Source organism: Gemmatimonadaceae bacterium (assembly GCA_035606695.1).
Classification (GTDB): domain Bacteria; phylum Gemmatimonadota; class Gemmatimonadetes; order Gemmatimonadales; family Gemmatimonadaceae; genus JAQBQB01.
Genome location: DATNEW010000050.1, coordinates 40,951 through 66,142, shown reverse-complemented (window position 1 = coordinate 66,142; position 25,192 = coordinate 40,951). Strand labels below are relative to the sequence as shown.

Here is a 25,192-nt window from a genome sequence, read left to right as displayed (position 1 = left end):
GCTGTCCCGTTCACTTCACGTCGGCGCCGGCTTCCTCGAGCAGCTCAGCGAGGAGCGACCGATGGCACAGTGATTCATCCTCGCAGTAGCACCCGACGGAGAAGTCCGTCTGCTTCGACAGTTCGGCGAGAAGCTCGAGGAGACGCTGCTTTTCCGGTTTCTTCATCTCGGCCCGGTACCGGCGCGCGAAGGCTTTCCATCGAGCAGGAGTCCAAGGCTCCGACATCGCAGAGGAAACAACGGCCGCGCTCGGCGCCAAGTCGGGAAACCAGAGATCGAAGTAGTCGCGTCGCGCGTAGTCCGCTTTTTTCACGCCGCGGGGCGGCCGGCGCACGGTGCCTATCCGCAATCCCTCACCGGGCTCGCGCGGACTGCCAAGGCGAACGATTCGAATGGCCACGATGCGCGCTCGCTACTCGCCGTTCCAGTCGCCGCGATCGTTCAGGCGATCGTGCGCGTAGCGGATGGCGAAGAGATGCGCATCGCCAACGTCGTCGGGGACGGGCTCCCATCCCATGAGCGCGTCCTCATATTCGTCCGCGGCCTGCTCCTGCGCTTCGCGGACGCTGCCATGCAGGGTGTCGCCGCCGAATTCTCCGTGCGCGGTGTACCGAAAGAGCATCGTGCTGGTCGCGTCCTCGGACACCAGAAGGACGACATCCGGCATTGGCAGCATGCGATCGGGATCGAGCGGATGATCCGTGGTCTGGACGACGTGGCGCTCGCCGTTCAGCGGTCCGACCAGGGCGACAAGCCGGGTCTTGGCATGACTCATCAAAGATGGTCCTCGGCAATGGGCATCCCGTATGATTGCGCCGCAGCGCGCGCGGCGGGAGTCACCGGCGTATCTTTTTTCTCATGAGTCCGGGTGAGCTTCCCACGCTGTCGCGCGACGAGCTGTTGCGATACAGCCGCCATCTGATCCTGCCCGACGTCGCGCTCGACGGCCAGCGGAAGATCAAGGCGGCGCGCGTGCTGCTCGTCGGAGCGGGTGGGCTCGGTTCGCCGGCGGCATTATATCTCGCGGCCGCGGGCGTCGGAACGCTCGGCCTGGTCGACTTCGACGTCGTCGACATGACGAACCTGCAGCGACAGGTGCTGCACGGGGTTTCGTACGTCGGCAAGCCCAAGCTCGAGTCGGCGCGCGCCCGCATTGCCGATCTCAATCCGAACGTCGACGTGCGGACGCACGAGACGCGGCTGACGTCGGCCAACGCCCTGGAGATCTTCGAGCAATACGACATCATCGTGGACGGCACCGACAACTTTGCGACGCGCTATCTCACCAACGACGCGTGCGTGATGCTCGGCAAGCCGAACGTGTACGGCTCGATTTTCCGCTTCGAGGGTCAGGCGTCGGTGTTCGCGACCACCGACGGTCCGTGCTATCGCTGTCTTTTTCCGACGCCGCCACCACCGGGCCTCGTGCCAAGCTGCGCGGAAGGCGGCGTGCTCGGCGTGCTGCCCGGCCTGGTCGGCACCATTCAAGCGACGGAAACCCTGAAGATCATTCTTGGTATTGGCGAATCGCTCGCGGGGCGGTTGTTGCTGATCGACACCATGACCATGCGCTTTCATTCGGTGAAAGTGCCGCGCGATCCGGAATGTCCGGCCTGCGGTCTGCGCACCATTGACGCACTCATCGACTACGACGAATTCTGCGGAACACCGCATGGAGCGACGGTGGCAGCGAACGACATTCCCGAGATCTCGCCGCGCGAGCTCGCGACGCGGTTGGAGCAGCACGACGACTTCGACTTGATCGACGTGCGCGAACCCTATGAATGGAACATCGCGCACCTTCCGACGGCGCGACTGATTCCCCTCGGCCGCATTCCCACCGAGATGTCATCGCTGGACAACTCACGCGAGCTCGTCGTGTACTGCCGCAGCGGCATGCGCAGCGCCGACGCCGCGCGCCAGCTTCGCGCGGCCGGTTTCCGCGTCAGCAATCTCGCCGGCGGCATTCTGCGCTGGAGCGACGACGTCGATCCGGCCGTGCCGAAATACTAGAAGTCAGCCGACGATCAGTTCGGGCCGTGCGTGTGCGAACGCGGCCCAGATGTCGTAGATCCGATCGCCGAGCGAATAGTATCGCTGATCCACCTCGCCGAGCTCGGTGACGCGATATGAATCGCGAAACGATTGCGCGGTGTGCTCTTCGTAGTGTGGCAGTATGCGCGCGCGTTCGCTCTCGTGCGTCGCGATCGCGGCGCGCATGACCGACGCGTACTCCTCGGCGCCAATGAGCTCGTATCCGGCAAGCGCGTTTCCGGCGAGTTTACCGTACGGATTGAAAAAGAACTGATTGAAGCCGCCGTTGTTCACCTCGACGTCCACGAGCCACGTGGTGTAGATCGCGGCGGTGCCCGGCGGCAGCAAGCTGACGATCGCATCACGGCTGATGCCTGGCGCAATGAGCCGCAGCTCGACGTGTTGCACGATTGCGCTCGCGACGTCGTCCGCCGAAAGCGACGACAGGAGCTCAGGTGTCAATACGGCGAACTTCGGGTCGGGCCACGGGCTATTCATGTTCATTCGTCTGGTGCTGAATGCTTCGCGCGGCAAGCAGCGATTTCGCGGAAGTGAGCTCAAAGAGATACTTCGCTCGATGATACAACGGACGCAGTCCCGCTCGTTGCATGTTGCGGTATGATGGGTTCGGTCGTTCCGCGGTATCGACCGACGTGTCGGCACTGACCCAATCGCATCCAAGGCGTCCTGCGTCACGCACGCGCCGAGCGATGAGCGCCGACTGCGCGCCGCGGCCCCGCGCATCGGCTGCGGTGCCCGCGATGCCCATCCACGCGGCGCGGCCGTGAACGAACATCGCGGCGCCGGCTACCGCTCTGTCGCCGTCGCGCGCGAGATAATAGTGCCATCCGTCGTCGCCGACCGCCGAAGCGATCATCGGTGAAATGTCGGATGGCACGCCGAGCGGCGGCGCGACCGTCGCCTGAAATTCGGCGGCGTGCGATGCGTCGATTTCCACGATGTCGAGCGGAGTCTCGGCATTCGGCAAATCGTCGCCGATCGCGCGCCAGAACTTCACCGTCGGTGAACGCAGCGTGCCGCCGTAACGACTGAGCAGCTCCGCAACGTCGGAAGGCTGCGCCCCGGGAGTCCACTCGATCAACCAGCGCGGCACGCCGGCGTCGACATACGACGCCGTCACACGTCGGAGCTCGTCGTCGGTCAATGGTTGCTCGAGGCCCAGGCCGATCGTTCGGTTGATCGTCGCGACGTCGGCGCGCGACGCGAGCAGCGTCACCACCGCTCCGCCGCGATGCACCTGAATACCGTGTCGTTCGCGAAACTTGTTCGGCGTGGCGAACAACAGCTTCGTCCAGGCCTCACCCTCGACGCGTTCGATCTCCCGCGCGCTCGGCTCGATGCTCATGCCGCGAGAGAATCCATCACGGGACCGGGCGACGCGCTACGGCGATCATGTGCCCTCCGGCATCGACTAGCCCCGGATTGTCGCACACCGCGACTTCCAGATCGCGCAGACGGTCCGCGGCATGCGCGTTCACCTCGATGTTCGGCACTCTCGAATACTGCGGCAAAAGCGGGTTGGCCGACGCCAACTTCTCCACTGCCAGGCCGGCATCTTCGATCGCCGACCGCAGCCCGCGCGAAGTGAACAGCGCGATCGGATGATGGAACTCGGCGCTGCGTTCGCGCGTGTAGATGACATCCGCGCCGCCGAGCACCGCCGCCAGGTCCATGTGCAGATCGAATTCGTCCAGCACTTTGGCCGCGTCGAGCGGACCTACCAGGCGCAATGTTCCATACAACGAGATGACGCTGAGCAGCACGACACCGCCCGGTCGCACGACACGCGCCAACTCTCGTAAAGCCACCGGGTGTCGGTCGCGCGTGTACGAAAGCACACCGCCGTAACACACGATGAGATCATACGACGCGTCGTCGATTGATTCGAGATTCGTCACATCGAGCTCGCGCACAGCGGCAATCTTGTCGAGCACGCCGCGCTCGGCGAATCGTGCGCGCGCGAGTTCGAGCTGCACCGGCGACAAGTCGGCGACCGTGACGTCGGCGCCGAGCAGGGCGAGGTCGATGGCGAAGCGGCCTGGGCCCGAGCCGATGTCGAGCACGCGCATGCCGGGTCGCGCGTACTCGTCGAGAAACCGTTTGTGCACGGCATAGTTGGTTCGTCCCTGCACAGTGGACTCGAGTCGCAGCCACTCGCGATCCGCGAACGTGTCGAAGTACTGTCGAACGGAATCGGCGTTATAGGTCATCAACCAGCTCGCACGACGCGGACGGTCACCGACAGTTGGCCGACGTGGCGCATGGAGTGCTCTGCCCCGTGCACGAGACAGCCGATGACCGTCGACGGCAGTTGCGCGCGACCAACGCCGCGAAAATCTCCGAGCGTCGCGGCGTCGGTCGCGCGGAGCTGATCGATGGCCGTATCGACGCGCGCATCCAGTGCATCGAGTGCATTCGACACATCGGCCGCGGCGAGCGGTTCACGTTCGCGTTGAATCGCCGCGAACTGCTCGGCGGACAATCCCTCGCCGCGCGCGTACGTGAACAGCCGGTCGATCACCCCGGCCATGTGGCGGACATGGAACGCTGCCGAGGCGACGCCTGCTGGACGCGCGTTCCATTGGTCGTCGGTCAGGCCACCGACCATCTCGTGAACGCTCTCGCGAACCTGTAGTAGAATGTGCGCGACCGGCTGCAGGACGGCTGGTACACCGTCGATTGGGCCGCGCTGCCACCACTCCGTTTCGGCCATGCGAATCCTCCAACGGGGGCACGCTCGCGCGCTCGAATGTGAAAATGTACAGGACGGATCAAGCGGTTGTATCTGGGCCGAAACATCGACCCTCTTGCTATTTCTTTGATGACACATCAGAGTGAACGTGTTCGCGGAGCCGGCTCGCCCCCACGACAATCCCGCCGCGAACGGAACGTCGTCACCGAGGTACCCTATGCGCACTTGTACCGCCCTTGCCGCGGCGCTGCTGACACTGCCTCTCGCGCTCGGAGCGCAGCGCATTCCACTGCCGCGTGTCAGACCGGCACAGCCTCAGCCTCGGTCAGAGCCTGAACCCACCGCGGAGCCGGTTGCACGGGCGTTGGCGTATCAGCGCTCCCGTTGGTCGGGCGAAGCGTACACGATGGTCAGCAGCATGATGGTGCCCACGGGCGTCGGGACGCTGTCGCGCTACTCGACCCTCGGCTCAGGCACGCATGCTGATTATCGCGTCAGCGACCGATCGTCCGCCACGGTGGATCTTACGTACTCGCCCCTGGGCGGACCGATCCTGACGACAGCGGAGATTGGCGGTAGATACAAACCGCTCGGCCTCGACGCCGAGATTCGTCCGTATCTCGATCTGCGCGGCGCCTACCTCCGAATGTACGACGTGTACAGTGCACCGCTCGAAGCGGGGAGCGTCATCGATCCCGTCGGAAATTCGTCGCAGTTCGCGCAGGAGGCCCGGTATAGCCGCGGTGTCGGCGCCGTTGCGGGTGGTGGCTTCGAGTATACGCTCACGAATACGATCGCGCTTTCTACCGGCATCGCCGCGATGCGCACGAACATGGTCGCGTTCTCACAGAGCGGTCCGGCCAACATCGCGACGGGAACGCGTTTCTGGATGACCTCCGTTCGCTACCTGTTCGGCATCACGTACAATCCCGGCCACTATCAGAGCACGAACAACCCGCGGTAAGGAAAGAGCCGCGGCTGTCTTGAAAAACGGTGTACCGGCTCAGGCCTGGTACACCGTTTTTCCGTCCACGACGGTGCGCACGATCGTAATGTCCTTGATCCGATCCGCCTTCACCGTGTGCGGATCGTCCGCGAGCAGCACGAAGTCCGCGAGCTTGCCGGGCGTGATCGATCCCTTGAGCGCTTCCTCGTGCGACGCATAGGCGCCGTTGATCGTGTTGACGGCGAGCGCTTCGTCCACCGTGATGCGCTGGTTCGCTCCCCACGTCTTTCGATCCCAGCCGGTGCGCGTGACCATGCCTTGCATGCCCATCAGCGGGGCGAAGGGTCCCGGCTGAAAGTCGGAGCCCGCGGCGGCGTGGATGCCGGCGTCGAGCATGGTGCGATACGCCATGCTGCGCGTCATCAGCTCCTCGCCATAGTAGACGAACTTGTCGCTGTTGTAGTACGCATACGTCGTGAACATCGCGGGTACGGCCCCGAGCGCCTTGATGCGCCGAACCAGGTCGTCGTTGATCAGCGTGCAGTGCGTGATCTTAGGCCGCGCGTCGGCGCGCGGCGCCAACTGTTGCGCCCGCTCGAACGCGGTCAGGTACATCTCGATGGCGACGTCGCCGTTCGCGTGACAGTTCACTTGAATGCCGGCGCGATGCATGCGCTCGACCCACGCGTTGAGGTCGGCTTGCGTTTCGGTCACGTTCCCGGTGTAGCTCGTGCCCGGGTACGGCTTGCTCAGCGCCATCGTGCGTTCCGAAAACGATCCATCCACCGTATGCTCGGAGGTGGCGCCGAACTTGATCCAGTCGTCGCCGAATCCCGACCGGATGCCGCTGGAGACCATTGCGTCGAGCACGCGCCCGCTCGCTTCGTAGCTGACCCGGTGCAGCAGCTCGCCACGATCGCGCACCTCCTGCAACGCCGTCAGGTCGCCGCCCTCATGATGCACGGTCGTGAGGCCGTAGCGCACGAATTGTTTAGAGATATGTGATAGGCCGTCGCGCTCCCGCTGCGCGCGCTCGTCGGGCGAGTACGACGGAGCGCGGCCAACGCGGTCGAGCGCGGCCCGCGCACGGTCGGTCACTCGGCCCGTGAGGTCGCCGGTCGCGTCGCGGTCGAACGTCCCGCCCGCGGGATTCGGCGTGTCACGAGTGATCCCCGCCAACTCCAACGCCTTGCTGTTGTAGAAGGTGGTATGTCCGCCGCGATGACGAACGGCCACGGGGTGCTCGCTCGAGACCCGATCGAGATCGTGTCGCGTGAGCGGACGATTGTCCTTGAGCTTCGTGTCGTCGAAGAAGTAGCCGTTGACCCACGTGCCGGCGGGCGTCGTCGCCGCGCGTGCCCGCAACTTCTCGACGATGCTGTCGATCGTGACGAACTCCACCTCGAACGGATTGCCGACGAGCACCTCGTACAGCAGCAGGGTGCCGCCCGCGTGGTTGTGGCAGTCGGCGAATCCTGGCACCACGGTCATTCCCTTCGCGTCGAGTGTCTGCGTGCGCTTGCCGGCGAGCGCTTTGATGTCGCTCGTCTTCCCCAGCGCGACGAATCGTCCACCGCTCACCGCGAATGCGTCCGCGCGCGGAGCGGCAGCGTCCATCGTGTAGACTTTCGCGTTGAGCACGACGAGATCGGGATCGACGGTCCGCTCGAGCAGTCGCGCGAGCGTCGATCTCACATCGTGCCTTCGCGAGTGCGCGAGCACACCCACGACCCCAGTCGCGGTCAGGCCCATGAACTCTCGGCGCGTCTGGCGGTCGGTCATCGCTCTCTCTCCCCGTAACGCGGTGTGCTCGATCCTACTTCGCGCGATGAAACGGCGATAGGTCGGGAATCAGCACCAGTGCACCGACACCCAGATTGTGGCGCTGGAAGTAGCCGCCGTTCACCTCGAGCGCGTAGCGGTACGGAACGCCGGGCGGGTACGGAGGGCAGCCCTGGATCAACATCGCCGTGCATGGCGTCATGGCGCGAATGGCGCGAATGACTCCCGCTGAATCGATGTACGCGATGTCGAGCGGAAGCAGTGTGCGAAACATCCAGAAGCCCGCGTCGGCCGACTGCGTCGAGTCGAACGCGAACAGCATTCCCGCATTCTCATCCAGGTGATGCCGCTGCATCAATCCCATCGTGTGCTGCGTGTCGCTCATCGCGAGTTGCACGCGCAGCGGAAGCGTGTCGCGCCCGGTCGTCAGTCGAATCGTCGTCGAGTCATACGTGACGACGTGTTGATCGCCCTGATCGTCGTCCGCGGCCGTTTTTTCGTGACATGCCGCACAGAACAACGAGATAACGAGCATCGATGCAAATACACGAGGCAGGAACATGCGCGCTCCCAATGATCATTGAGTCGATGTAGTGAATCGAGGCGGCATCGCAGTGCTTTACTACAAAAAATAAGTTCCCGCGATATCACGCCGAGTTGTGTCTCGAAGGCGTTTTCATAGGAGAAATGACACGCTCTTCGATGTGGGAACGGCGGGCATGGCACTTGGATACTTCACGCTCGACGACACGACTTCTTCGCCACCCCCGGCGCCGCAGCGTCAGTAGAATCTCCCACATCAGGACTCGAGGTCAGTATGAAAAGATGGATGCACGGTCTCGCCGCGGCCATGACGGTCGCCGCTCTGACTACTGGATGCTCGAACTCGGATTCCCCGACCAATCCCACGACGGTCGCACCGTCATTCGCCAAGGGTGGCGGCGGTGGTGGTGGCGGCACGGCCATTCCCACGCCACCACCTTCGACCCTCGCACCGACGATCACGGTCACCTCGACGCTGTTTCCAGGCACCAATGTGCTCGTGAGCCAGCCGGTGACGATCGAAGTGGTCGCAACGAGCGAAGCCGGTAATCGTCTCGCCCCGACCGTGACCTTCAATGGCCCCGCGAGACTGACGCTCGTTTCATCGGCTGTCGGGAATAATCCGCACGGTGGCGGTCCGGGCAGCACGGTGAACATCTACACATACTTGCCGTCGCGCGATCAGATCGGCAGCCTAGAAATCGCCACCTTCGTCGCGACGAGCAGCGCGAACGCGGCGCTCGCGACGCCGGCCACGCTGTCGTTCGGCACCGTGCAGGAAGCGCCGTCGCCAGTCTCGAACCTCACCGCGACGAGCGCGGGCGATCACATCGAGGCGCGGTGGACGGCCTCGATCGGCGGCGTCGGCACAGTCACGTACACAGTGCAGGCGTGTTACCGCACGGCGAACCTCCGCACGCAGCCGTCGCAGTGCGACGTGATCGCGACGACGACCGACACGCAGACGTTGAACATTCCTCTCGTCAACCAAAACCCAACGGTGGCGCCGAGCGCCGGCGTCGCAAACTACATCGCGGTGATCGTCACCGCGGTTGACGCCGCAGGCCACGAAGCTCCGCCGATTTCCGCGGTCGTGCAGTAATTCGATCGAGGCGGCGAAGCGCCGCGACGGTATTGCCGCCGCGGCGCTTCGCCGCCTCGATTTCACCCTTCGCGGGCGATGCGCGCGGCGACCTCGGCTTTCATCGCCGCGAAGTCCATTCCATGTCGCGCATAGTACCCCTGTGCTCCAATCCCACTCGGTGTCGAGCGCAGATCGCGCAGCGCTTCCTCGAATCGCTCTTCCGTGAGAGCGCCGCCGGATCCCAGATAGCGGAAGTCGTCCTCGGTGAAACCGATGCGAAGGTATTCCGCAGTGATGAGCGGCATGTAACGATCGCAAAGCGCGAGCTCGGCATCAGTCATGAGGACAAGCTACTCGCCGCGCAGCACGAGCGCCGGATGCGTCCGCGCCGCTCTCCGCGCCGGAACGAACGTCGCAACGAGCGTCACCATCACGAGTACCGCCGTGGCGCCGCCGAGCTCCGCGATGCTGTTCGGCCTGACCTCATACAAGAGCGTGCGCAAGAATCTCGTCGTGCCGAGCGCGACGACGACGCCGATGCAGGTGCCGATCGCAACGAGCTTGACTCCGTCATTCAGGACCAGGCCGGCGACGCGCGACGGCGCAGCACCGAGCGCAAGACGAATTCCAAACTCTCGCACGCGCCCGCTCGCCGCATACGACACCACGCTATACACGCCGATCACGCCAAGCAACAACGCGGCGGCGCCGGCGAACGCGATGAGCAGCATCGTGAGTCGCACCCGTGCCGTCGCATCATCGACCAAAGCGCCAAGCGAGCTGACTCTCGATGCAGGTACGCGGCGGTCCAGCTGCTTGAGCATTTCCTGAAGATCCGACGCGCTCGGAAGTCGTGTCCCGTGTATCGCATATTGCACGTCCTGCGGGCGGAATGGCACGGCGTGATTGTCGGGCGGGAGACCGTCGCCGTCGCGCAGGAGTGGGAAATACACCGTCGGCACATAGCCGTCCTCGATACGCTCCCAGTGGACGTCACCGACCACGCCAACGATCGTGAATATCGACGGTGGCTCATTCTCGCGCGTTCTCGTGATACGCCGGCCAACGACGTCCGTCGTTCCGAAAAGACTCATCGCAACGCGCGCACTCAGGACCACCGCCGGCGCGCCCCGCAGGTCGCCGGACCGGAAGCTGCGTCCGGCGAGCAGCGGAATTCCCATCGTGTGGAAATATTCGGCACTCGCCATGTTACCGGATGCCGCCACCGGTGACCGCGCCACATCATCGCTCGGCCGAAGCTGCGACTCGAGCAACGGCGCGCCGTGGCTCGCGAGCGGAAGCCGCAACGCAACGCCGACCGACGTCACGCCGGGCAGCGCGCTCAGGCGATCGAGCACTTTCGCGTGAAACGCCGCGTCCGCGCCATAGGACGTGTACCCATCCCAGGGCAACGACACCTGGAAGGTCATAGCGTGCTCGGGTTTGAACCCGATCTTCGCGTTGCGCAGATTCCAGAAGCTGCGGCCGAGTAGCGCCGCGGCGACGAGCAGCACCAGCGCGATCGCGACCTGAAATGTCACGAGACCACTCTGCGCGCGCCGCCACGCCCGGCTTGATGTCGATCGCGACGCGCGCAGGCGATCCACCAAACCTGCGAAACCCGCGCGGGTCATCGCGGTAAAACCAACGATGCCGCCAATCAGCGTGGCGCCGGCGACGACCAAACCCATCGTGCCCGTCGTGAAAGTGACTTCGTGAAGGCGCGGAATCTCGCGATCGGTGAAGCCGAACTTGGTCGACAACGCCAGCACGGCTATGGGAAGCGCGACAACGGCCGACGCGAGCCCAAGCACCACTCCTTCGATGATGAACCTCTGCGCGAGCGCCACACGCGTGGCGCCGAGCGAGAGCGCGATGGCGATTTCCAAAGCGGAGCGCTCTGTTCGCAGCAGGAACAGATTGACCACGTTCGTCGTCGCAACGAGCAGGACGACAGCGACGAGACAGCCGAGCAGAACGAGTTGCGCTCGCACGGGCCCAACAGTCGCCGCCTTGAGCGACGCCACCGAAACACGAGCGTGGCTCTGTCGGAGCTGCTCCGCGGTGATCGTCGGGAAGCGAATGGCGAGTGTCGGAACGAGCGCGTTCAATTCCGCCTCGGCGGCGCGCAGATCGACGCCGTCTCGCAAGCGGCCGACAACGGTCAATCCGCGCACCGTGATGTCGGGTCGGCGCACCGGAATCGGCGCGGGATAGTAAACGCTCACGGATGGCGACGGAAAATCGAACGTGCGCGGTAGCACGCCAATGACCATTCGCTCTCCGCGGTTGATGTCGACACGCCGTCCGATGATTTTCGGGTCAGCACCATAACGTCGTTCCCAGAGCTCCTGTGAAATGAGAATGGGAAGCAGGCGTTCGCCGTACCACGACGTGTCGCTTGGTAGGAACAGCTGGCCAAGGACTGGGCGCACACCGAGCAGCGTGAACACACTCGGGGTCATCAGGGCGACGGTGACACGCTCGGGCGTGTCGCCGTCCGTGAGGATGAAGCTGTCGTTGGTGAAATACGCGCCAAGCTCGGTGAACGAGTGCGCGCTCTTCATGAAATGGAAAACCGTGGCCGCCGAATTCAGATCGCCCGATCCGGCGATGGCGTCCGTATGGAAGCTCACGCGCACGAGGCGATCGGGGTCGCGATACGGCAAGTCGCGCAACAGCACACCGTACACGATGGCGCCGATGCCGGCCGCCGCGCCGATTCCGATGCCGAGCGTCGCGACGACGCCGATGGTGAATGCCGGCGCGCGACGGAGGCGCCGAAGCGCGAAGCGTGCGTCGCGCGCGAGATGGTCGAGTGCGACGACTCCGCGCGCGTCGCTCGTTTCCTCGCGGAAGCGCTGCGTACCGCCGAAGCGGAGCAGTGCGGCCCGCCGAGCGTCAGCTTCGCTCATTCCTCGGCGAACGTTCTCCGCCGTTTCCATGTCGAGATGAAAGGAAAATTCCTCGTCCTGTTCCGTCGCAACGCGGGAGCGGCGGCGGAACATTTCTCGGGCGCGAATGAGCGCGGCACGCACGCGGGTCAGTATCATGTCGTCACTCCGCGGCGAGCACGAGCGCGACGGCGGTAACGAAGCGATCCCAGGACGCGCGCTCCTGCCCCAGCGCGCGCCGTCCCGCCGCGGTGAGCCGATAGTACTTGGCGCGGCGGCTGTTCTCGGTGATGCGCCACTCGGTGTCGATCCACCCGCGCTGCTCGAGCCGGACGAGGGCGGGGTAGATGGAACCCTGGCCGACCTGCAGGGCGTCGCGGGAAAGCTGTTCGATGCGGTGGGTGAGTCCCCAGCCGTGCATCGGCGCGAGCGAGAGCGTCTTGAGAATGAGCAGGTCCAAGGTGCCTTGCAGAACCTGTTCGTTGGCGGCGGGCTTGGCCACGCGTTCCTCCCGGATGTCGGGAGGAACATGATACCGCTCCTCCCGAATGTCAATAGGAGCGTTCGCGGGCCCTTGCGCCGACGGCAGTGTCAGGTCTATACATAGATGTGAACAGTATAGAGATCCGATGCCAGAATCCCCGCGCCTGCTCGCCGGCACGCTCGACCTGCTGATCCTCAAAACCCTGTCGCTGGGGCCGATGCACGGCTACAGCGTCGCGCAGCACATCCACCGTCTGTCGAACGACGCGCTTCGCATCGAGGAAGGCTCGCTCTATCCGGCGCTCAAGCGCATGCAGGTGAAGGGCTGGGTGACGTCCGAGATCAAACGCACGCCGACCGGACGGCAGGCGCGCTACTACCGGCTCACCACCGCGGGCCGGCGCCAGCTCTCGGAAGAGGAGGAAGTGTTCAAGCAATCCGTGGCGGTCACGGCGCGCGTGCTGCGCGGGTCGGAACGATGACACTCCCATGACGTGGCGCGAACTGATCGGGCGCATCGTGGCGTGGCGCCGGCGCGATGCGCTGCTCCGCGAGCTCGACGACGAGCTCGAGGAGCATGTGCGGCTGCTCGTACGCGATCTCGAGCTGGGCGGAATGTCCCCGGCCGATGCACTCGCGACCGCGCGACGACAGGTCGGCCACGCCGGCGCGCTTCGCGAAGAAAGCCGGGATGCGTGGACCGTGCCCGCGATCGAGACGGTCGTTCAGGATCTCAACTACGCGGTTCGCGGTATTCGCCGCGCCCCCGGTTTCGCGACCACGGTGATTCTGACCTTCGCACTCGGCATCGGGGCCAACGCCGCGATGTTCGCCGTCATCGATCGCCTGATGCTGCGGCCGCCGGCGTACCTCGAGTCCCCGGCAACGGTCAATCGCGTCTATCTCCAGACGACGTACCGCGGCCATACCAGCGCGAACCCCATCTTCCCCTACCTCCGCTACCAGGATCTCCTGGCCGCCTCGCACAGCGTCGCGGGCGTCGCCGCGTACTCCGAGTGGCGCTTCGCCGTCGGCAGCGGCGACGCGTCCACGGTGCGGAAGGTCGTCGGCGTCACACCGTCGTTTTTCAACTTCTTTAATGCGCCGCCCGTGCTCGGCCGCTACTTCGTCGCGGCGGAAGACTCGGGAGCGACGGGAGTTCCCGTCGCGGTCTTGAGCCACCAACTGTGGGCGACCGAATTCAATTCGGCGAACGTGGTGGGCCGGCACCTCAAGATCGGGGTGATCGACTACACGATCATCGGCGTCGCGCCGAGCGACTTCGTGGGCACCACCGAAGGCGCGGCACCTGACATTTTCGTGCCGCTCACGACCATTCCGCCAAATCTCGGGTCGTGGAGCGTCGAGTCGTTCCGCCGCGATTACAACTGGGATTGGGTACAGATGTTGGTGCGGCGCAGGGCCGGCGTGAGCGTCCGGGCGGCGTCCGACGAGCTCACGGTTGCGTACCGGAGAAGTCGCGCCGCGTCGCGGGCGTTGAATCCTCGTGTGCTGGCCGACTCGCTGGCGCATCCGATCGCGATCGCCGGTCCCGTCAACCTTGCGGCCGGTCCTGACGCCGGACCCGAGTCACGCGTCCTCCTTTGGGTGATGGGCGTGGCGATCATCGTGCTCGTCATCGCGTGCGCGAACGTCGCGAACCTGATGATCGCCAGAGTCATTCGTCGACGTCGCGAGATCACGGTGCGCCTTGCGCTTGGCGTCGGGCGCGGCCGATTGATCGCGCAGTTCCTTACCGAGGCCATGCTGCTCGCTGTGTTGGGGGCCGTGGCGGGCGTCGCCGTGGCCCAGTGGGGCGGGGCGGTCATCCGAACGATGTTGCTGCCGCAGAATGCACCGTTCAACGTCGCGACTGATTGGCGAACGCTGGCCGTCGCGTTCGGATGCGCCACCCTCGCCGCGCTGTTGACGGCGATCGGCCCGGCGCTCGCGGCCGCGCGGACTGATTTGGCGGCGACGCTCAAAGCGGGGGCGCGAGAAGGAACCGTTCAGAGATCTCGCATGCGGACGATGCTGGTCGTCGCTCAGGGCGCATTGTCGGTGGTGCTGCTCGTCGGCGCAGGACTCTTCGTGCGGAGCTTCGCCAACGCGCGCGCCGTGCCGCTCGGGTACGATGCGCGGCCGGTGATCGAAGTGGTGCCCGACTTTCGCGGTTACTCGATGGACAGCGCGGCGTCGGTGCTCGTTCGGCACCGGCTGCTCGCGCAGGTACAAGCGCTGCCTGGCGTCGTCAGCGCGGCGCGCGTGAATAGCATGCTGTTTGGAACCAACACCGCTCAGGTGCTCGTCGAGGGCATCGATTCCGTCGAAGCGCTGGGGCGATTCAACATGCAGATCACGTCGCCGGAGTATTTTCGCGTCATGCAGACGCGTCTCTTGCGCGGGCGTGCGTTCACGGAGGGCGATCGCGACGGCAGGCCGCTCGTCGCCGTGGTGAGCGATGCCATGGCGCGCGCGCTCTGGCCGGGTCGCGACGCACTCGGCCAATGCATGCGCGTTGGAATCGGGGCCCACCCCAAGGCCGCCACCGCGCCGTGCACGACCGTGATCGGCATCGCCGAAAATACCGCGCAGCAGAACATCTCGGACGATCCGCGCTTCATGTATTATCTGCCCGTCGATCAGGTCGCGCCGCACCAGGTGTCGACGATGTACGTGCGCATGGCACACGCCGACGTGCGCGGCGACCTCGAGCGCATACGTCGCGGCGTGACGCGAGCCATGCCGGGTGATGGGTTTGTCGTCGTGCGACCGCTCCAGGCCGCGGTCGACGATCAAAGTCGATCCTGGCGATTGGGTGCGACGCTGTTCGTGGCCTTTGGAGGATTGGCGTTGGCGGTGGCGATTGTTGGATTGTACGGCGTCGTGAGCTACTCCGTGGCGCAACGAATGCACGAAATGGGTGTGCGCGTCGCACTCGGCGCACGCGGCAGCGACGTCGTGCGTCTCGTGGTACTGCAGGGGATTCGTCCGATCGCGGCCGCCATTGCGATTGGCCTCGCCGCGGCGTGGATGCTTGCGCCCCGCGTGCAGCCGCTCTTGTTCAGGCAGTCGGCGGTCGATGCGACGACATATGCGCTTGTCGGTGCGACGATGCTCGTCGCGGCGGTGCTCGCGAGCGTGATTCCCGCCGCGCGAGCGGTGCGAGCGGATCCGAGCGTATCGCTTCGCTCGGATTGAGTGGGTTGCCGCGTCACGCCGCGAGACGCGACCGCGAGAACGGCGGCGCAACAGCGCTGCCGTTTTGTATCTCAGGGCAGCGTGTATTCGAAATCATACAGGTGCTCGCCGTCCTTCACGTCGATCGCGAGCGTGCCGGTAATCCCGGCCAGTTCACCGGTGCCAGAATCCGGCACGACACTAATCTCTAAAGTCGCCTTTCCGCGATTCATCACGCCGCGATGATGCAGCGCGAACGTTCCGTGCTTGCCGCCGAGTGTCGCGGTCACGCGCTCGACGGCGACATACACCTGCGAGCCGCTCGTCGTCGTGCCGACGGTGAGCATCTGGCCCTGCGTCGTACCGGTCAGATCGCCGTGTAGCTGTTTGTCGCTCGACATGCGGCCAAGCATCGCGTCGTTCGCGATGTCTTCCATCGCGAGTGCGTGGAGCTGCACGTCGAACGTTCCCTTCGCATGCGTCGTCACGAGTCGTTCTCCTGATTTATCGGATTAGCGGAATTCATGCGCGGAATGCGTCAGCTGTCCCACCTCGAGCTCGCGGAATCGGCGGCCCACCACCGAGATCGACGCGCCGTCGTTCTCCACACGGCCCTGCACCAGCACGAACGGCGCGCGCTTCACCACTTCTTCATTCGGCGCCACAAGAGGCTGCGGCACCACGATGTTCATATAACCATGCTCGTCCTCGAGCAACAGGAAGATCGTACCGCCGGCGGTCGCGGGACGTTGGCGCACGGTGACGAGACCGCCGACCGTCACCATGCGGCCATTGGGCGTTTCCATCAATTGCTTGCTGTCGATCGCGCCACCGTGTTGCAACATCTCGCGCACGGACTCCATGGGATGCCCGTAGATGCTCATGCCCACGGCGTGATAATCCATGAACACGAGCTGCTGCCGGTCGAGCGGAACGGGATCGTGATACGACACCTTCGCGGGCGCGAGCGGCAGCACGTCGCCGCATGCGCGCAACCCTTCCCACGCCGCGTGCCGCCGGTCCTTCGCCCACACCGCGAACGCATCGGCCTGCGCGAACGCAATCACCTCGCCGCGCGTGAGCCCGCCGCGGCGCACGACGTCGCCGATCGACGTGAACGGCCCACCCTTGTCGCGCGCGGCGCGGAGTTGGTCGATGTATTTGTCGCCGATGCCTCTGACAAACTTCCACCCGACACGAAGCGCGCAGCGCTTCGTGTCGTCCTGAGCCGAAGGCGAAGGACCTCTCTCTGCCGCGGAGAAGCCCCCCGCAGCGAAAGGGGTCCTTCGCGCTTCGCGCTCAGGATGACACATTAGCGCTTCTTGTTCTTCGCGCGCTTCAACCTCTTCCGCCGTACACTCCCAATCCCCCGTCGCCAAACACGGCGGCCTGACCTCGACCCCATGCCGCTTGGCATCGTGAATCAACGTCGAGATGGGATAGAACCCCATCGGCTGCGCGTTGAGCAGCCCGATGAAAAACTCCGTCGGATGATGCGCCTTGAGATACGCCGTCACATAGGCGATCAGCGCAAAGCTCCATGCATGCGATTCAGGAAACCCATAATTCGCGAAGCTCACGAGATCGCTGCAGATCTTCGCCGCCACCGCGTCCTCGATGCCGCGCGTCAACATCGCCCGCTTCAAATCCACGAGCGCGCGCTCGAGCTTTTCCTTCTTGCGAATGTTCCCCATCGTTCGCCGCAACAGATCCGCCTGCGTCGCGGTATAGCCGCCGAGCTTCATGGCGATCGCCATCGCCTGCTCCTGAAAAATCGGGATGCCCTGCGTGCGCGCCAGCGGCTCCTCGAGATCCGGATGCGCATACACCACCGGCTCCAACCCCAATCGCCGCTGTGTGTACGGATGCACGAAGCTCGCCTGAATCGGGCCGGGTCGTATCAACGCCACTTGCACGACCAGATCGTACAAGTGGTCAGGCTTCGTGTGTAATATCGAATTGATCTGCGCGCGGCTCTCGATCTGAAACATGCCGATCGTCTCGCCGCGCTGAATGAGATCGTACGCCTTCGCGTCGCGATCCTTCACCTCGTACATGTTCGGCCGCGTTCCCGTGCGCTTCTCGATCACGTCGTACGCGATGCGCACCATCGCCAGCGCACCCAATCCCAGGAAGTCGAACTTCGGCACGCCGATCATGTCGAGATCGTCCTTGTCGAACTGCACGATCGTGCGGCCCATCGTCGTCTGCTCCACCGGCAAATAATTCCCGAGCGGCGCCGCCGAGAGCACGAAGCCGCCGACGTGCGTGGACCGCAGCCGCGCCAACCCGTCAAACGCGGGCAGCGCCGCGAGGAGCGCCCGGCCGCGCGCATTGTCGAGGTCCATGCCGCGCCCATCCGCCACTTCCATGACCGCACCGACGCATTCGCCCGGTTCGTCGCCGTGGACGCGTTTCGAAATCTCTAATGCCTGTTCCGGCGCGTAGCCCAGCGCGCGCATGGCGTCCTGAATCGCCGTCGGCGCGTGGAACAGCTGCGTCACCGCCGTGATCGCGGCATGCTTGCGATCGTAGTTCTCGTACATGTAGTTCAACACTTCCTCGCGCCGCTCGTGCTCGAAGTCCACGTCGATGTCCGGCGGCTCGGCGCGCCCATGCACGCGCGCGTCGGACAGAAAACGCTCGAAGAGCAGGCCGTGCTTCACGGGATCGACCGCCGTGATCTCCGTGCAGAACGCCACCACCGAGTTGGCCGCGCTGCCGCGCCCCTGACACAGAATGCCGATGCTCTTCGCGTAGCGTACCGCGTCGGCCATCACCAGAAAGAAGCCCGCGAATCCCAGGCGGCCGATGAGATCCAGCTCGTGCTCGATCTGATCCTTCTGTTTTTGCGAGACATTCCCCCACCGCTTCCGTGCGCCTTCTTCCGTCAACGCGCGCAGGGCGGCGACGTCGTCGACCGAGCTCATGCCGGCGCCGAGCTTCGCTTTCCGAAAGTCGGGCAGGGGAGGGCGCATCCAGTCGAGCTTGAAGATCTCGCACTCGCCGGCGATGCGCGCGCTCTCACGCAATCCCTCCTCGCGGCCGCGCCAGCGCTGCGCCATCTCGTGCGGTGAGAGCAGCCGCCATTCCGCGTTCGGATGCAGCAGTCCGCGCTTGGCCGCATCGTCGATCGTGAGATCGTAGCGCAGCGCGGTCAACATGTCGTGCACGAGTCGGCCGGCGTCGTCGACGTACCGCGGATCCTGCGTCGCCACCCACGGTATACCGTTCGATTCGGCGAGCTCGATCAGTTCCGACGCCAGCGCCGCTTCGTGGCCGCCGGTGTAGTGCAGCTGTACTTCGATGGACAACGATCCGGGGGCGAAGCACTCGCGCCATTGCGCCAAGCATCGCTTCGCTTCGCTCGACGTGATACCCTTGCCGGCTCGAAGCAACGACGCGAGCGCTCCCGTCGCGGGTCCGGTCAACGCATGCAATCCTTCCGCATGCTCGGCGACATGGGTCCACGTCACCTTCGGCCGTCCACGACGCTTGCCCTGCACCTTCTTGTCCCACTCCTCCCATTGTCCCACACGCGCGAGCGTCACCAGTGCGGCGAGGTTCTGATAGCCACGCTCGGTACGCGCCAGAAACGCCGCCGGATGTCCGTCGACGACGAGCTCCGCGCCGACGATCGGCTGCACCGGGCGCTGGCACTCGGGACAGTCGCCATCGTCAAGCTCGTCGTGCTGCTCGGCGAGCGCGCACAATGCGTGTTTGGTCGGCGCCATCGCCTCGACGGCGAATCGGGCGAGGCCGCCCAGATCGGCGGTATCAGTAATCCCTAAATGAGTATATCCTAACGTCCGCGCGTGATGCGCCAGCGCCTCGGCGGAGATGGCGCCGTCGGAAAACGAGAAGCAGGTGTGCGCGCGAAGCTCGACGTACATGCGCCGTCAGAAACTCACTTCGAGCAGATACGACGACCCCGAAGGCCCCGTCGCGAAATGGCCGTAGCCGCGAATGTTGCTGAGCGCGCCGCGGCCCAGGCCGGGGATGATCATCCACCGCCCCTTCGCCACGTCGTTGTCGTACGTGCCGACGTCGTTCATCACGAAGCTGCCGCTCTTGCCATTCACCGTGCCGGTGACGAGCGCAAAGCCCACGAAATGCGCGATGTCGTCGGCGTACGCGAGCAGATAGCACAGCGATGCCTCGCCCTGAATGCTCCCCTTCATCTCGTACACCGAGCGGACATGCGAGAATCGCGGTTGTCCCTCGATGCGGTCGTACGGTTCTTCATCCCAACTCACTACGTCGAACGCTCCCTCGAGCTGCGCCATGATCCAGTCCTCGTACGATTGATCCCGATGCGCCGATGCGCGATACCGCTCAGTCCCACCAGCCGTGAAGAAACCAGTCCGACGTCTGCTGCCTCGCACCGCGGAACAACCACACCATCATCCCGTCCTCGCGCACGCAGCGGAAATACTCGCGCGCATACGCCGCATTCCATTGGCCGCCCGACACGCGATCGGGGCCCGCGACCTCCACGAGATCATGCCATTCGTTGTCGTCGAGATAGCGTGTTGGTATTTCGTGATCGCGGCGCGGCGCGGTGTCGACCGTCACCACTTTCGGTGTGGGCAGGAGCTGGAGCGTGAGCGAGCTGTCGCGTTTGTCATCGCGCGCTGCTTTGTCATTCCGAGCGAAGCGAGGAATCTGACGTCCTTTGCGCGTGGCCTGCCGTTCGATCGTGATGGCAGATCCCTCGGTCGCTGCGCTCCCTCGGGATGACACACCGGCACGCGCCCGCGACTTCCACTGCGTCCTGAGCTCCAACAACGGATGCTCGTCGTTCACCGGCTGCACGACGACGTCGCCCTGATCGTCGGTGAGCTGCACGATCGCATCTTCGACCGCCGGCGCGCTCGCGAAGCCGCGATCGAACAAATCGCCCTGCGCGCCATGACTCCCCACCACCGACTCCACGCGCAACACCACACCCATCACCGCGTCGGGCAGCGTGATGACGTCCAACGCCTCGCGCACCAGCCGCATCCACCGCTTCTGCTCCGCGCTCGGCCGCGACGATCGCACGAGATGCGACCGCTGCATCCGGTTGCCGAGTGAGAAGACGAGCGACATCTCGCGCGCCTTCTCGCCTCGCGCCGCGAGCGCCGTGCACACCGTTCCGGCGAGCGAGTTGATGACAAACAGCAATCGCTCCGGATCCTTCAGCCCGTACTCCACCCACTCGACGCCCGCGCTCGGCAACTCGCGCGGCGGCGTCTTGAACAACCAGCGCGCCTCCTCCGCTCGCGCGCGCTGCCAGAACCGAACACCTTCCACGCCGAGGCGCACTTCGATGGACTCGGCGTCGAGCGCACCGAGCGCACCGCAGGTTTCGATGCCGAGCCCTTGGAGCAGCGCCGCGAGATGCTCGGACGGAGAGAGAACGGAGAGCTTGTACGGCGCGATGAAGCTCGCGTCGGTGCCGGGCTTCACGATGATGAGCCGCGTCTCGCTTCGCGTTGCGCTGTGGGTGGCCGCGACTTCGGCCGCGACCGGCGTCATCGCCACGCCGGCGTGCACGTCGTCGTAGCCGTAGTCGCTCGCGATGCGCAGCATCTCTTCGGCGAGCTTGCCGCCGTGCAGACCGCGTGCGTCGCCCCAGACGAGCGAGCGCTCGCCGACGGCCACACGCGGCGCCACACCGAGCAGCGACGCCGCCAGATCAGCGGGGAAGTCCGCGCCGGTCGGCCAGCTCGGACTCCAGAGACAGACGTAGCTCATGATTCATCACCGGCAAAGGAAATTCCGCATGCGCGTTGTGTCCCACGGTGCGCGCGTGCACGCGTACCGTGGCGTCGATCGCTTCCGCCGGCTCGCCGAACGGCGTGTGCCGCCAGCGGTAGCGGACGAGGCGCGACGTGAGACGGAGGCTCGCCATCGACGTCGCGTCGCCGATCGTGACCAGCGCCGAGCCGCCCTCGCGGGCCGTGCGCGTGAGGCGCACGGTCTCGGTGCCGTGGGGATCACAACCTGCTAATACCAGAAGTGAAAATCCGCCCGACCGCAGCAGCTCTTCGGCGGCGCGCAGCGCGTGCAGCCGCGACGACGGCCGGACGAGAAAGAGCCCGTCGGACTCGGCGACTCGAAACGTGTTGTCGCGCGTCCAGAACGCGCCCGCGACCGTGCTATCGCCGTCGATCCACGCCGCGCGTTCGCCCTGCGCCGCCGCGGCATGGCAGGCGGCACGAAGGATGGCCGTGGCACCGCCGCGCGGCTGCCACACCGAGAGCCGTCCGCGCGGGAGCCCGCCGTTGGGCAGGATGCAATCGAGCGCGGCAATTCCGGTGGCGACGTGCTCCGTCGTCTGCGCCCCGCCAGCGGTACCAGAGGTACTGGTAAGCGGCGTAGCGTCGGGAAAGCGCTGCTGGATGAGTGCGCGGAGCGCGGCAACCTGGGACGACATCGAGCCTGAAACGCGTAGAGGTCCAGTCCAATTTTTTATTCCTCGCTGCGGCGCTTCGCGCCGCAGCGAGGAATGCACCCCGACCTTGCGGGGGGAGGGAAGCTACCCCGAACAGAAACCGAAAGCAAGAACCAAACCTCGGATTTTGTACGCGTTATTCAGAGGAGAATCTCACGTTTGTGATGTAGATGATGATTTCCACACGGCGAAGCCGAGTGGCTGGAAGGACTTAGCGGTGCATCAGGACAGCCTCGACATCGGCAACGCCGTAGCCGTAGCCGGATTGGCCGCACTGGACACATCGGCCGCATCGGCCCCATTCGCGCCAAGCGTGAGCTCGAGCTGCTCGGTGCCGGCGAATCGTTCTTCGATCGCTTCGGACGCGCGCTCGTCGGCGGCGCCCCACCGGCCGTACGGCACGCCGTGCCTGGCGCAGAGCTCCGTCATCCGCCGCTTCAATCGCGCGCTGTACGTGCCGCTCACCTTGTGATCGAACGCGTACGTCGCCCAGTAGCGTTTCGCGAGATGCGGAAACTCCTGCTCGATGAATGGCAGATACCGCTGACGCGCCGACGATCGCAGACGCAGCGCACATGCATTCACGTACGCCGCGCCGCGCTCGGCCACCGACTTCACGAGGTGCTCGAGCGCCGCGGGATGATCGGTGATCGCCGGCAGCACCGGCATGACGTTGATGCCGACGTCGATGCCCGCTTCGCTCAATCGCGCGAGCGCGCGGAGACGCGCCTCGGGAGTCGGTGCGCGCGGCTCGACCGTGCGCGCCAGCTCGCGGTCGGTGGAGATGAGCGAGAGGTGCACCGTGAGCGATGAGTGGCGCTTGATGCGCTTGAGCACGTCGATGTCGCGCGTCACGAGCGGACTCTTGGTGATGATGGTGACCGAGAGTCCCGGATGCTCGGCCAGCACCTCGAGACACGCGCGCGTGACGCGAAAGCGCCGCTCGGCCGGCTGAAAGGGATCGGTCGCCGTGCCGATTACGATAGTTTCATCTTTCAACAACGCTAAATGCTTGTCCGATCCATGGCGCAGCGTACGCCGCAGCACGTCGGCCGCGTTGGTCTTGACGAAGATCCGCCGCTCGAACGCGAGCCACGGGACCATCGTGTCGCGCGCGGCCTGAAGATCGGCGTGCTCGGGATTGGCGGTGGCGTGGCGATCGACCACCCAGCGATGCGCGTATCGCGCGTAGCAGTACGCACACCCGAAGGCGCAGCCGATGTACGGGTTCACCGACCAGAACCCCATCTGCGTCACATCCGGTGGGTTCAGGACGTTCTTCGCGATGGTGCCGAAGTAGCGAATGTCCTTCTGTTCGCCGACGACGGGCAGCGGCTTGCCGAGCACGTCGGCTCCGAACATTGCGGTCTGCTGAAACTGCGTCTGCGGTACGCCCATGCGCCTCCGAGGGGCATGGATCGTACCGAACAAAGACCGAAGACGCAAGAGGTCGCGAGCCGAGCAGTTACCTCCAGCCGACGACGAACCCATGCCCGGTCGGCGCCGCGAAGAAGTGCGCATACGCCGGATTCCGGCTGATCCGCCACGTCTGCAGCGCCGCGATGCTGCCATACAGCAGCGTCACCTCGGTCTTCGTCATGACGTGCGTGCGCGCCATGAAATCGACGTCGCTCACCGAGCCCCAGCGGCCGATGGTCAGATAGAAGACCGTCGTCCCGATCCCGCCGCCGAGGATCCCGCGCTCGAACGCGCTGCCTCGCGCGTGGGGGATGTCGAGAATCGCCTCGTCCAGAACCGTCTGCACGTTGAGACCGGCCGAGGAGAACCAGAACTGCTTGCGCGGCTCGCGTCGTGCGCTGATGCCCGAGAAGACGGTCGGCCGAAACGTGTCGAAGCCGAACGTGGGATGCGCACCCTCGGCGATTGAGGTCCCGATGTGGCCCATCTCATGGAGGAGAATGCTGGTCGCGACGCCCAAGCTGAAGTCGCGCACGTAATGCGGGCCGTGAACGGACGCCGAGTCGGGCTGCTGGGCGCCGAGCCCCGGCGCCGAACAGAAAAATCCGAAGGCGACGATGGCTCGCTTCAGCATACGGCTGTAGAATCTATCGCATGCGCCAGAAACTGTCGGACCTCGAGATCCAGCGTGCCCTCGGCGGACTGTCGGGTTGGTCGCGCCGCGGCGATGCGCTGACCAAGACGTTCGCGTTCGATCGCTTCGCGGACGGCATCGCGTTCGTCGATCGCATCGCGAAGATCGCCGACGAGATGGATCATCATCCCGACATCGACATTCGGTACACGAAGATCACGATCGTGCTGTCGACGCACGACGCGGGCGGCATCACGCAATCGGATCTGACACTGGCGGAACGGATCGAAGGCGTGCGGTAAGTGCCGTAGCGAGCCGCGATCACAATCCCGCGAAGAGATCGGCGATCATCGCCTGCGGTTGCGCCACGCCGGCCGCGAACGCCAGATGTTCGACGTCCTTCAATGCGCTCGAATAGAATGCGTGCGCTGATCCTTGTTGCGTGGCGTGCGCCTTGAACGCGGCGTCCTTCACCGCCTTGAATTCGCGCACGCCGATCGCGCACGTCGGCGGCACGCTCTCGATCGTGAGGCGAGGATCGGGCTGCGGCATCGTCCAGGCGTGGTAGAACAGCCGCTTCGCCGCGTGCGGCGCGAGATGCTGTGCGTCGAACGCCGTCAGGCCCGACAGAAAGAATGCGGCCGTCGCGACGCGCGAGATCGCGGAATGATCGCGATGCCCGGTGGGCGCGCCTTCGGGTCCGAACGTGATGACGACGTCGGGTCGTTGGCGGCGGATGAACGAGACAATGTCGTTCGTCAGCTCAATTGGATCGGCTTGCTCGAGCGCGCCGTCGCGATAGCCGGGCATTTCGACGGGATCGATGCCGAGCAGCCGGCAGGCGACGAGCACTTCATTGCGGCGCAGAGCCGCGAGCTCTTCACGAGACGAAACGGGGACGGCGGCTGATTTGCCGGCGTCCCCGTTCGTTGCACACCACAGGCTTATCTGATGGCCGGCGCTGGCGTACTTCGCGACGATGCCGCCGACACAGAACGTCTCGTCGTCGGGATGCGCGAAGATCAGCGCGATTCGGCCCAA

General features: G+C 65.0%; 25 protein-coding genes. 6 read left to right on the top strand and 19 right to left on the bottom strand.

Translation table 11 applies throughout. The annotated features are described in order from the left end of the window. Positions 1-10: 10 nt before the first annotated feature. Both VN706_25085 and VN706_25080 read right to left on the bottom strand, forming a co-directional pair. A complete protein-coding gene (locus tag VN706_25085; protein HXT18925.1) occupies positions 11-400 on the bottom strand; it encodes a DUF488 family protein in 390 nt (129 codons plus the stop codon). A 12-nt stretch (positions 401-412) separates the two neighbouring features. Further along, positions 413-775 carry a hypothetical protein gene (locus VN706_25080; GenBank protein ID HXT18924.1) on the bottom strand — a complete coding sequence of 121 codons (363 nt, stop codon included), beginning with the start codon at positions 773-775 and terminating at the stop codon, positions 413-415. Between the two features lie 83 nt (positions 776-858). Between VN706_25080 and moeB the strand changes: the two genes are divergently transcribed. Then, on the top strand, positions 859-2,013 hold the full coding sequence (gene moeB / locus VN706_25075; GenBank protein HXT18923.1) for a molybdopterin-synthase adenylyltransferase MoeB: 1,155 nt from the start codon (positions 859-861) through the stop codon (positions 2,011-2,013). A gap of 3 nt (positions 2,014-2,016) precedes the next feature. Here the strand turns inward: moeB and VN706_25070 are convergent, their stop codons facing one another. The 4 genes from VN706_25070 to VN706_25055 are packed head-to-tail and all read right to left on the bottom strand — an operon-like array spanning position 2,017 to position 4,768. Further along, positions 2,017-2,532 (bottom strand): DUF4375 domain-containing protein, encoded by a 516-nt coding sequence (locus tag VN706_25070; protein ID HXT18922.1) that lies wholly within the window; start codon positions 2,530-2,532, stop codon positions 2,017-2,019. Further along, positions 2,525-3,400 carry a hypothetical protein gene (locus VN706_25065; protein HXT18921.1) on the bottom strand — a complete coding sequence of 292 codons (876 nt, stop codon included), beginning with the start codon at positions 3,398-3,400 and terminating at the stop codon, positions 2,525-2,527. The genes VN706_25070 and VN706_25065 overlap by 8 nt, the downstream gene beginning before the upstream one ends. 16 nt (positions 3,401-3,416) lie before the next feature. Further along, complete coding sequence (locus tag VN706_25060) at positions 3,417-4,265, bottom strand: class I SAM-dependent methyltransferase (protein ID HXT18920.1); 849 nt, start codon at positions 4,263-4,265, stop codon at positions 3,417-3,419. Continuing rightward, a complete protein-coding gene (locus VN706_25055) occupies positions 4,265-4,768 on the bottom strand; it encodes a DinB family protein (protein HXT18919.1) in 504 nt (167 codons plus the stop codon). The genes VN706_25060 and VN706_25055 overlap by 1 nt, the downstream gene beginning before the upstream one ends. A 196-nt stretch (positions 4,769-4,964) precedes the next feature. Here VN706_25055 and VN706_25050 point away from each other — a divergent pair, with 196 nt between their 5' ends. Next, positions 4,965-5,711 (top strand): hypothetical protein, encoded by a 747-nt coding sequence (locus tag VN706_25050; GenBank protein ID HXT18918.1) that lies wholly within the window; start codon positions 4,965-4,967, stop codon positions 5,709-5,711. A gap of 39 nt (positions 5,712-5,750) precedes the next feature. Here the strand turns inward: VN706_25050 and VN706_25045 are convergent, their stop codons facing one another. Both VN706_25045 and VN706_25040 read right to left on the bottom strand, forming a co-directional pair. Then, positions 5,751-7,475, bottom strand: a complete 1,725-nt coding sequence (locus tag VN706_25045; GenBank protein HXT18917.1) for an amidohydrolase — start codon at positions 7,473-7,475, stop codon at positions 5,751-5,753. Positions 7,476-7,509: 34 nt separating this feature from the next. Continuing rightward, positions 7,510-8,037: a DUF192 domain-containing protein gene (locus tag VN706_25040; protein ID HXT18916.1), complete on the bottom strand. Its 528-nt coding sequence runs from the start codon at positions 8,035-8,037 to the stop codon at positions 7,510-7,512. A 255-nt stretch (positions 8,038-8,292) separates the two neighbouring features. On the opposite strand from VN706_25040, the gene VN706_25035 reads away from it, so the two are divergent. Continuing rightward, positions 8,293-9,120 (top strand): hypothetical protein, encoded by an 828-nt coding sequence (locus VN706_25035; protein HXT18915.1) that lies wholly within the window; start codon positions 8,293-8,295, stop codon positions 9,118-9,120. A 62-nt stretch (positions 9,121-9,182) separates the two neighbouring features. Here the strand turns inward: VN706_25035 and VN706_25030 are convergent, their stop codons facing one another. The 3 genes from VN706_25030 to VN706_25020 are packed head-to-tail and all read right to left on the bottom strand — an operon-like array spanning position 9,183 to position 12,498. Further along, the gene (locus VN706_25030; protein HXT18914.1) at positions 9,183-9,443 is read right to left on the bottom strand and encodes a hypothetical protein; all 261 of its coding nucleotides are present in this window, start codon (positions 9,441-9,443) and stop codon (positions 9,183-9,185) included. A gap of 9 nt (positions 9,444-9,452) precedes the next feature. Further along, positions 9,453-12,155 (bottom strand): ADOP family duplicated permease, encoded by a 2,703-nt coding sequence (locus VN706_25025; protein ID HXT18913.1) that lies wholly within the window; start codon positions 12,153-12,155, stop codon positions 9,453-9,455. Positions 12,156-12,159: 4 nt separating this feature from the next. Beyond that, positions 12,160-12,498 (bottom strand): PadR family transcriptional regulator, encoded by a 339-nt coding sequence (locus VN706_25020; protein ID HXT18912.1) that lies wholly within the window; start codon positions 12,496-12,498, stop codon positions 12,160-12,162. Positions 12,499-12,625: 127 nt separating this feature from the next. On the opposite strand from VN706_25020, the gene VN706_25015 reads away from it, so the two are divergent. Together VN706_25015 and VN706_25010 are read left to right on the top strand one after the other, a co-directional pair. Beyond that, positions 12,626-12,961 (top strand): PadR family transcriptional regulator, encoded by a 336-nt coding sequence (locus tag VN706_25015; protein ID HXT18911.1) that lies wholly within the window; start codon positions 12,626-12,628, stop codon positions 12,959-12,961. Between the two features lie 7 nt (positions 12,962-12,968). After that, positions 12,969-15,680: an ADOP family duplicated permease gene (locus tag VN706_25010; protein HXT18910.1), complete on the top strand. Its 2,712-nt coding sequence runs from the start codon at positions 12,969-12,971 to the stop codon at positions 15,678-15,680. A gap of 71 nt (positions 15,681-15,751) precedes the next feature. On the opposite strand, the gene VN706_25005 is transcribed toward VN706_25010, so the two are convergent. The 7 genes from VN706_25005 to VN706_24975 all read right to left on the bottom strand — a co-directional run bounded on the left by VN706_25005 (position 15,752) and on the right by VN706_24975 (position 24,151). After that, positions 15,752-16,147, bottom strand: coding sequence for a DUF3224 domain-containing protein (locus tag VN706_25005; GenBank protein ID HXT18909.1), 396 nt, complete (start codon positions 16,145-16,147; stop codon positions 15,752-15,754). 24 nt (positions 16,148-16,171) lie between these two features. Further along, positions 16,172-19,552: an error-prone DNA polymerase gene (locus tag VN706_25000; protein ID HXT18908.1), complete on the bottom strand. Its 3,381-nt coding sequence runs from the start codon at positions 19,550-19,552 to the stop codon at positions 16,172-16,174. Between the two features lie 6 nt (positions 19,553-19,558). Beyond that, positions 19,559-19,945, bottom strand: a complete 387-nt coding sequence (locus tag VN706_24995; GenBank protein HXT18907.1) for a DUF3224 domain-containing protein — start codon at positions 19,943-19,945, stop codon at positions 19,559-19,561. A gap of 49 nt (positions 19,946-19,994) precedes the next feature. Then, positions 19,995-21,398, bottom strand: coding sequence for a hypothetical protein (locus VN706_24990; protein ID HXT18906.1), 1,404 nt, complete (start codon positions 21,396-21,398; stop codon positions 19,995-19,997). Next, the gene (locus VN706_24985; GenBank protein ID HXT18905.1) at positions 21,340-22,080 is read right to left on the bottom strand and encodes a hypothetical protein; all 741 of its coding nucleotides are present in this window, start codon (positions 22,078-22,080) and stop codon (positions 21,340-21,342) included. The genes VN706_24990 and VN706_24985 overlap by 59 nt, the downstream gene beginning before the upstream one ends. A 240-nt stretch (positions 22,081-22,320) precedes the next feature. Further along, a complete protein-coding gene (locus tag VN706_24980; GenBank protein ID HXT18904.1) occupies positions 22,321-23,496 on the bottom strand; it encodes a radical SAM protein in 1,176 nt (391 codons plus the stop codon). A 67-nt stretch (positions 23,497-23,563) separates the two neighbouring features. Beyond that, on the bottom strand, positions 23,564-24,151 hold the full coding sequence (locus tag VN706_24975) for a hypothetical protein (protein ID HXT18903.1): 588 nt from the start codon (positions 24,149-24,151) through the stop codon (positions 23,564-23,566). Between the two features lie 20 nt (positions 24,152-24,171). Here VN706_24975 and VN706_24970 point away from each other — a divergent pair, with 20 nt between their 5' ends. Continuing rightward, positions 24,172-24,453: a 4a-hydroxytetrahydrobiopterin dehydratase gene (locus tag VN706_24970; GenBank protein ID HXT18902.1), complete on the top strand. Its 282-nt coding sequence runs from the start codon at positions 24,172-24,174 to the stop codon at positions 24,451-24,453. Between the two features lie 19 nt (positions 24,454-24,472). Here the strand turns inward: VN706_24970 and VN706_24965 are convergent, their stop codons facing one another. Continuing rightward, on the bottom strand, positions 24,473-25,192 hold the full coding sequence (locus tag VN706_24965; protein ID HXT18901.1) for a PIG-L family deacetylase: 720 nt from the start codon (positions 25,190-25,192) through the stop codon (positions 24,473-24,475).

Coding starts and splice junctions, on each gene's coding strand:
- VN706_25000 (HXT18908.1), bottom strand. CDS start 19,552: ATGTACGTCGAGCTTCGCGCGCACACCTGCTTCTCGTTTTCCGACGGC.
- VN706_25030 (HXT18914.1), bottom strand. CDS start 9,443: ATGACTGATGCCGAGCTCGCGCTTTGCGATCGTTACATGCCGCTCATC.
- VN706_25010 (HXT18910.1), top strand. CDS start 12,969: ATGACGTGGCGCGAACTGATCGGGCGCATCGTGGCGTGGCGCCGGCGC.
- VN706_24970 (HXT18902.1), top strand. CDS start 24,172: ATGCGCCAGAAACTGTCGGACCTCGAGATCCAGCGTGCCCTCGGCGGA.
- VN706_25080 (HXT18924.1), bottom strand. CDS start 775: ATGAGTCATGCCAAGACCCGGCTTGTCGCCCTGGTCGGACCGCTGAAC.
- VN706_25070 (HXT18922.1), bottom strand. CDS start 2,532: ATGAATAGCCCGTGGCCCGACCCGAAGTTCGCCGTATTGACACCTGAG.
- VN706_24975 (HXT18903.1), bottom strand. CDS start 24,151: ATGCTGAAGCGAGCCATCGTCGCCTTCGGATTTTTCTGTTCGGCGCCG.
- VN706_25015 (HXT18911.1), top strand. CDS start 12,626: ATGCCAGAATCCCCGCGCCTGCTCGCCGGCACGCTCGACCTGCTGATC.
- moeB (HXT18923.1), top strand. CDS start 859: ATGAGTCCGGGTGAGCTTCCCACGCTGTCGCGCGACGAGCTGTTGCGA.
- VN706_25050 (HXT18918.1), top strand. CDS start 4,965: ATGCGCACTTGTACCGCCCTTGCCGCGGCGCTGCTGACACTGCCTCTC.
- VN706_24985 (HXT18905.1), bottom strand. CDS start 22,080: ATGTCGTCCCAGGTTGCCGCGCTCCGCGCACTCATCCAGCAGCGCTTT.
- VN706_25040 (HXT18916.1), bottom strand. CDS start 8,037: ATGTTCCTGCCTCGTGTATTTGCATCGATGCTCGTTATCTCGTTGTTC.
- VN706_25060 (HXT18920.1), bottom strand. CDS start 4,265: ATGACCTATAACGCCGATTCCGTTCGACAGTACTTCGACACGTTCGCG.
- VN706_25025 (HXT18913.1), bottom strand. CDS start 12,155: ATGATACTGACCCGCGTGCGTGCCGCGCTCATTCGCGCCCGAGAAATG.
- VN706_25055 (HXT18919.1), bottom strand. CDS start 4,768: ATGGCCGAAACGGAGTGGTGGCAGCGCGGCCCAATCGACGGTGTACCA.
- VN706_25065 (HXT18921.1), bottom strand. CDS start 3,400: ATGAGCATCGAGCCGAGCGCGCGGGAGATCGAACGCGTCGAGGGTGAG.
- VN706_25035 (HXT18915.1), top strand. CDS start 8,293: ATGAAAAGATGGATGCACGGTCTCGCCGCGGCCATGACGGTCGCCGCT.
- VN706_24995 (HXT18907.1), bottom strand. CDS start 19,945: ATGGCGCAGCTCGAGGGAGCGTTCGACGTAGTGAGTTGGGATGAAGAA.
- VN706_24990 (HXT18906.1), bottom strand. CDS start 21,398: ATGAGCTACGTCTGTCTCTGGAGTCCGAGCTGGCCGACCGGCGCGGAC.
- VN706_24980 (HXT18904.1), bottom strand. CDS start 23,496: ATGGGCGTACCGCAGACGCAGTTTCAGCAGACCGCAATGTTCGGAGCC.
- VN706_25045 (HXT18917.1), bottom strand. CDS start 7,475: ATGACCGACCGCCAGACGCGCCGAGAGTTCATGGGCCTGACCGCGACT.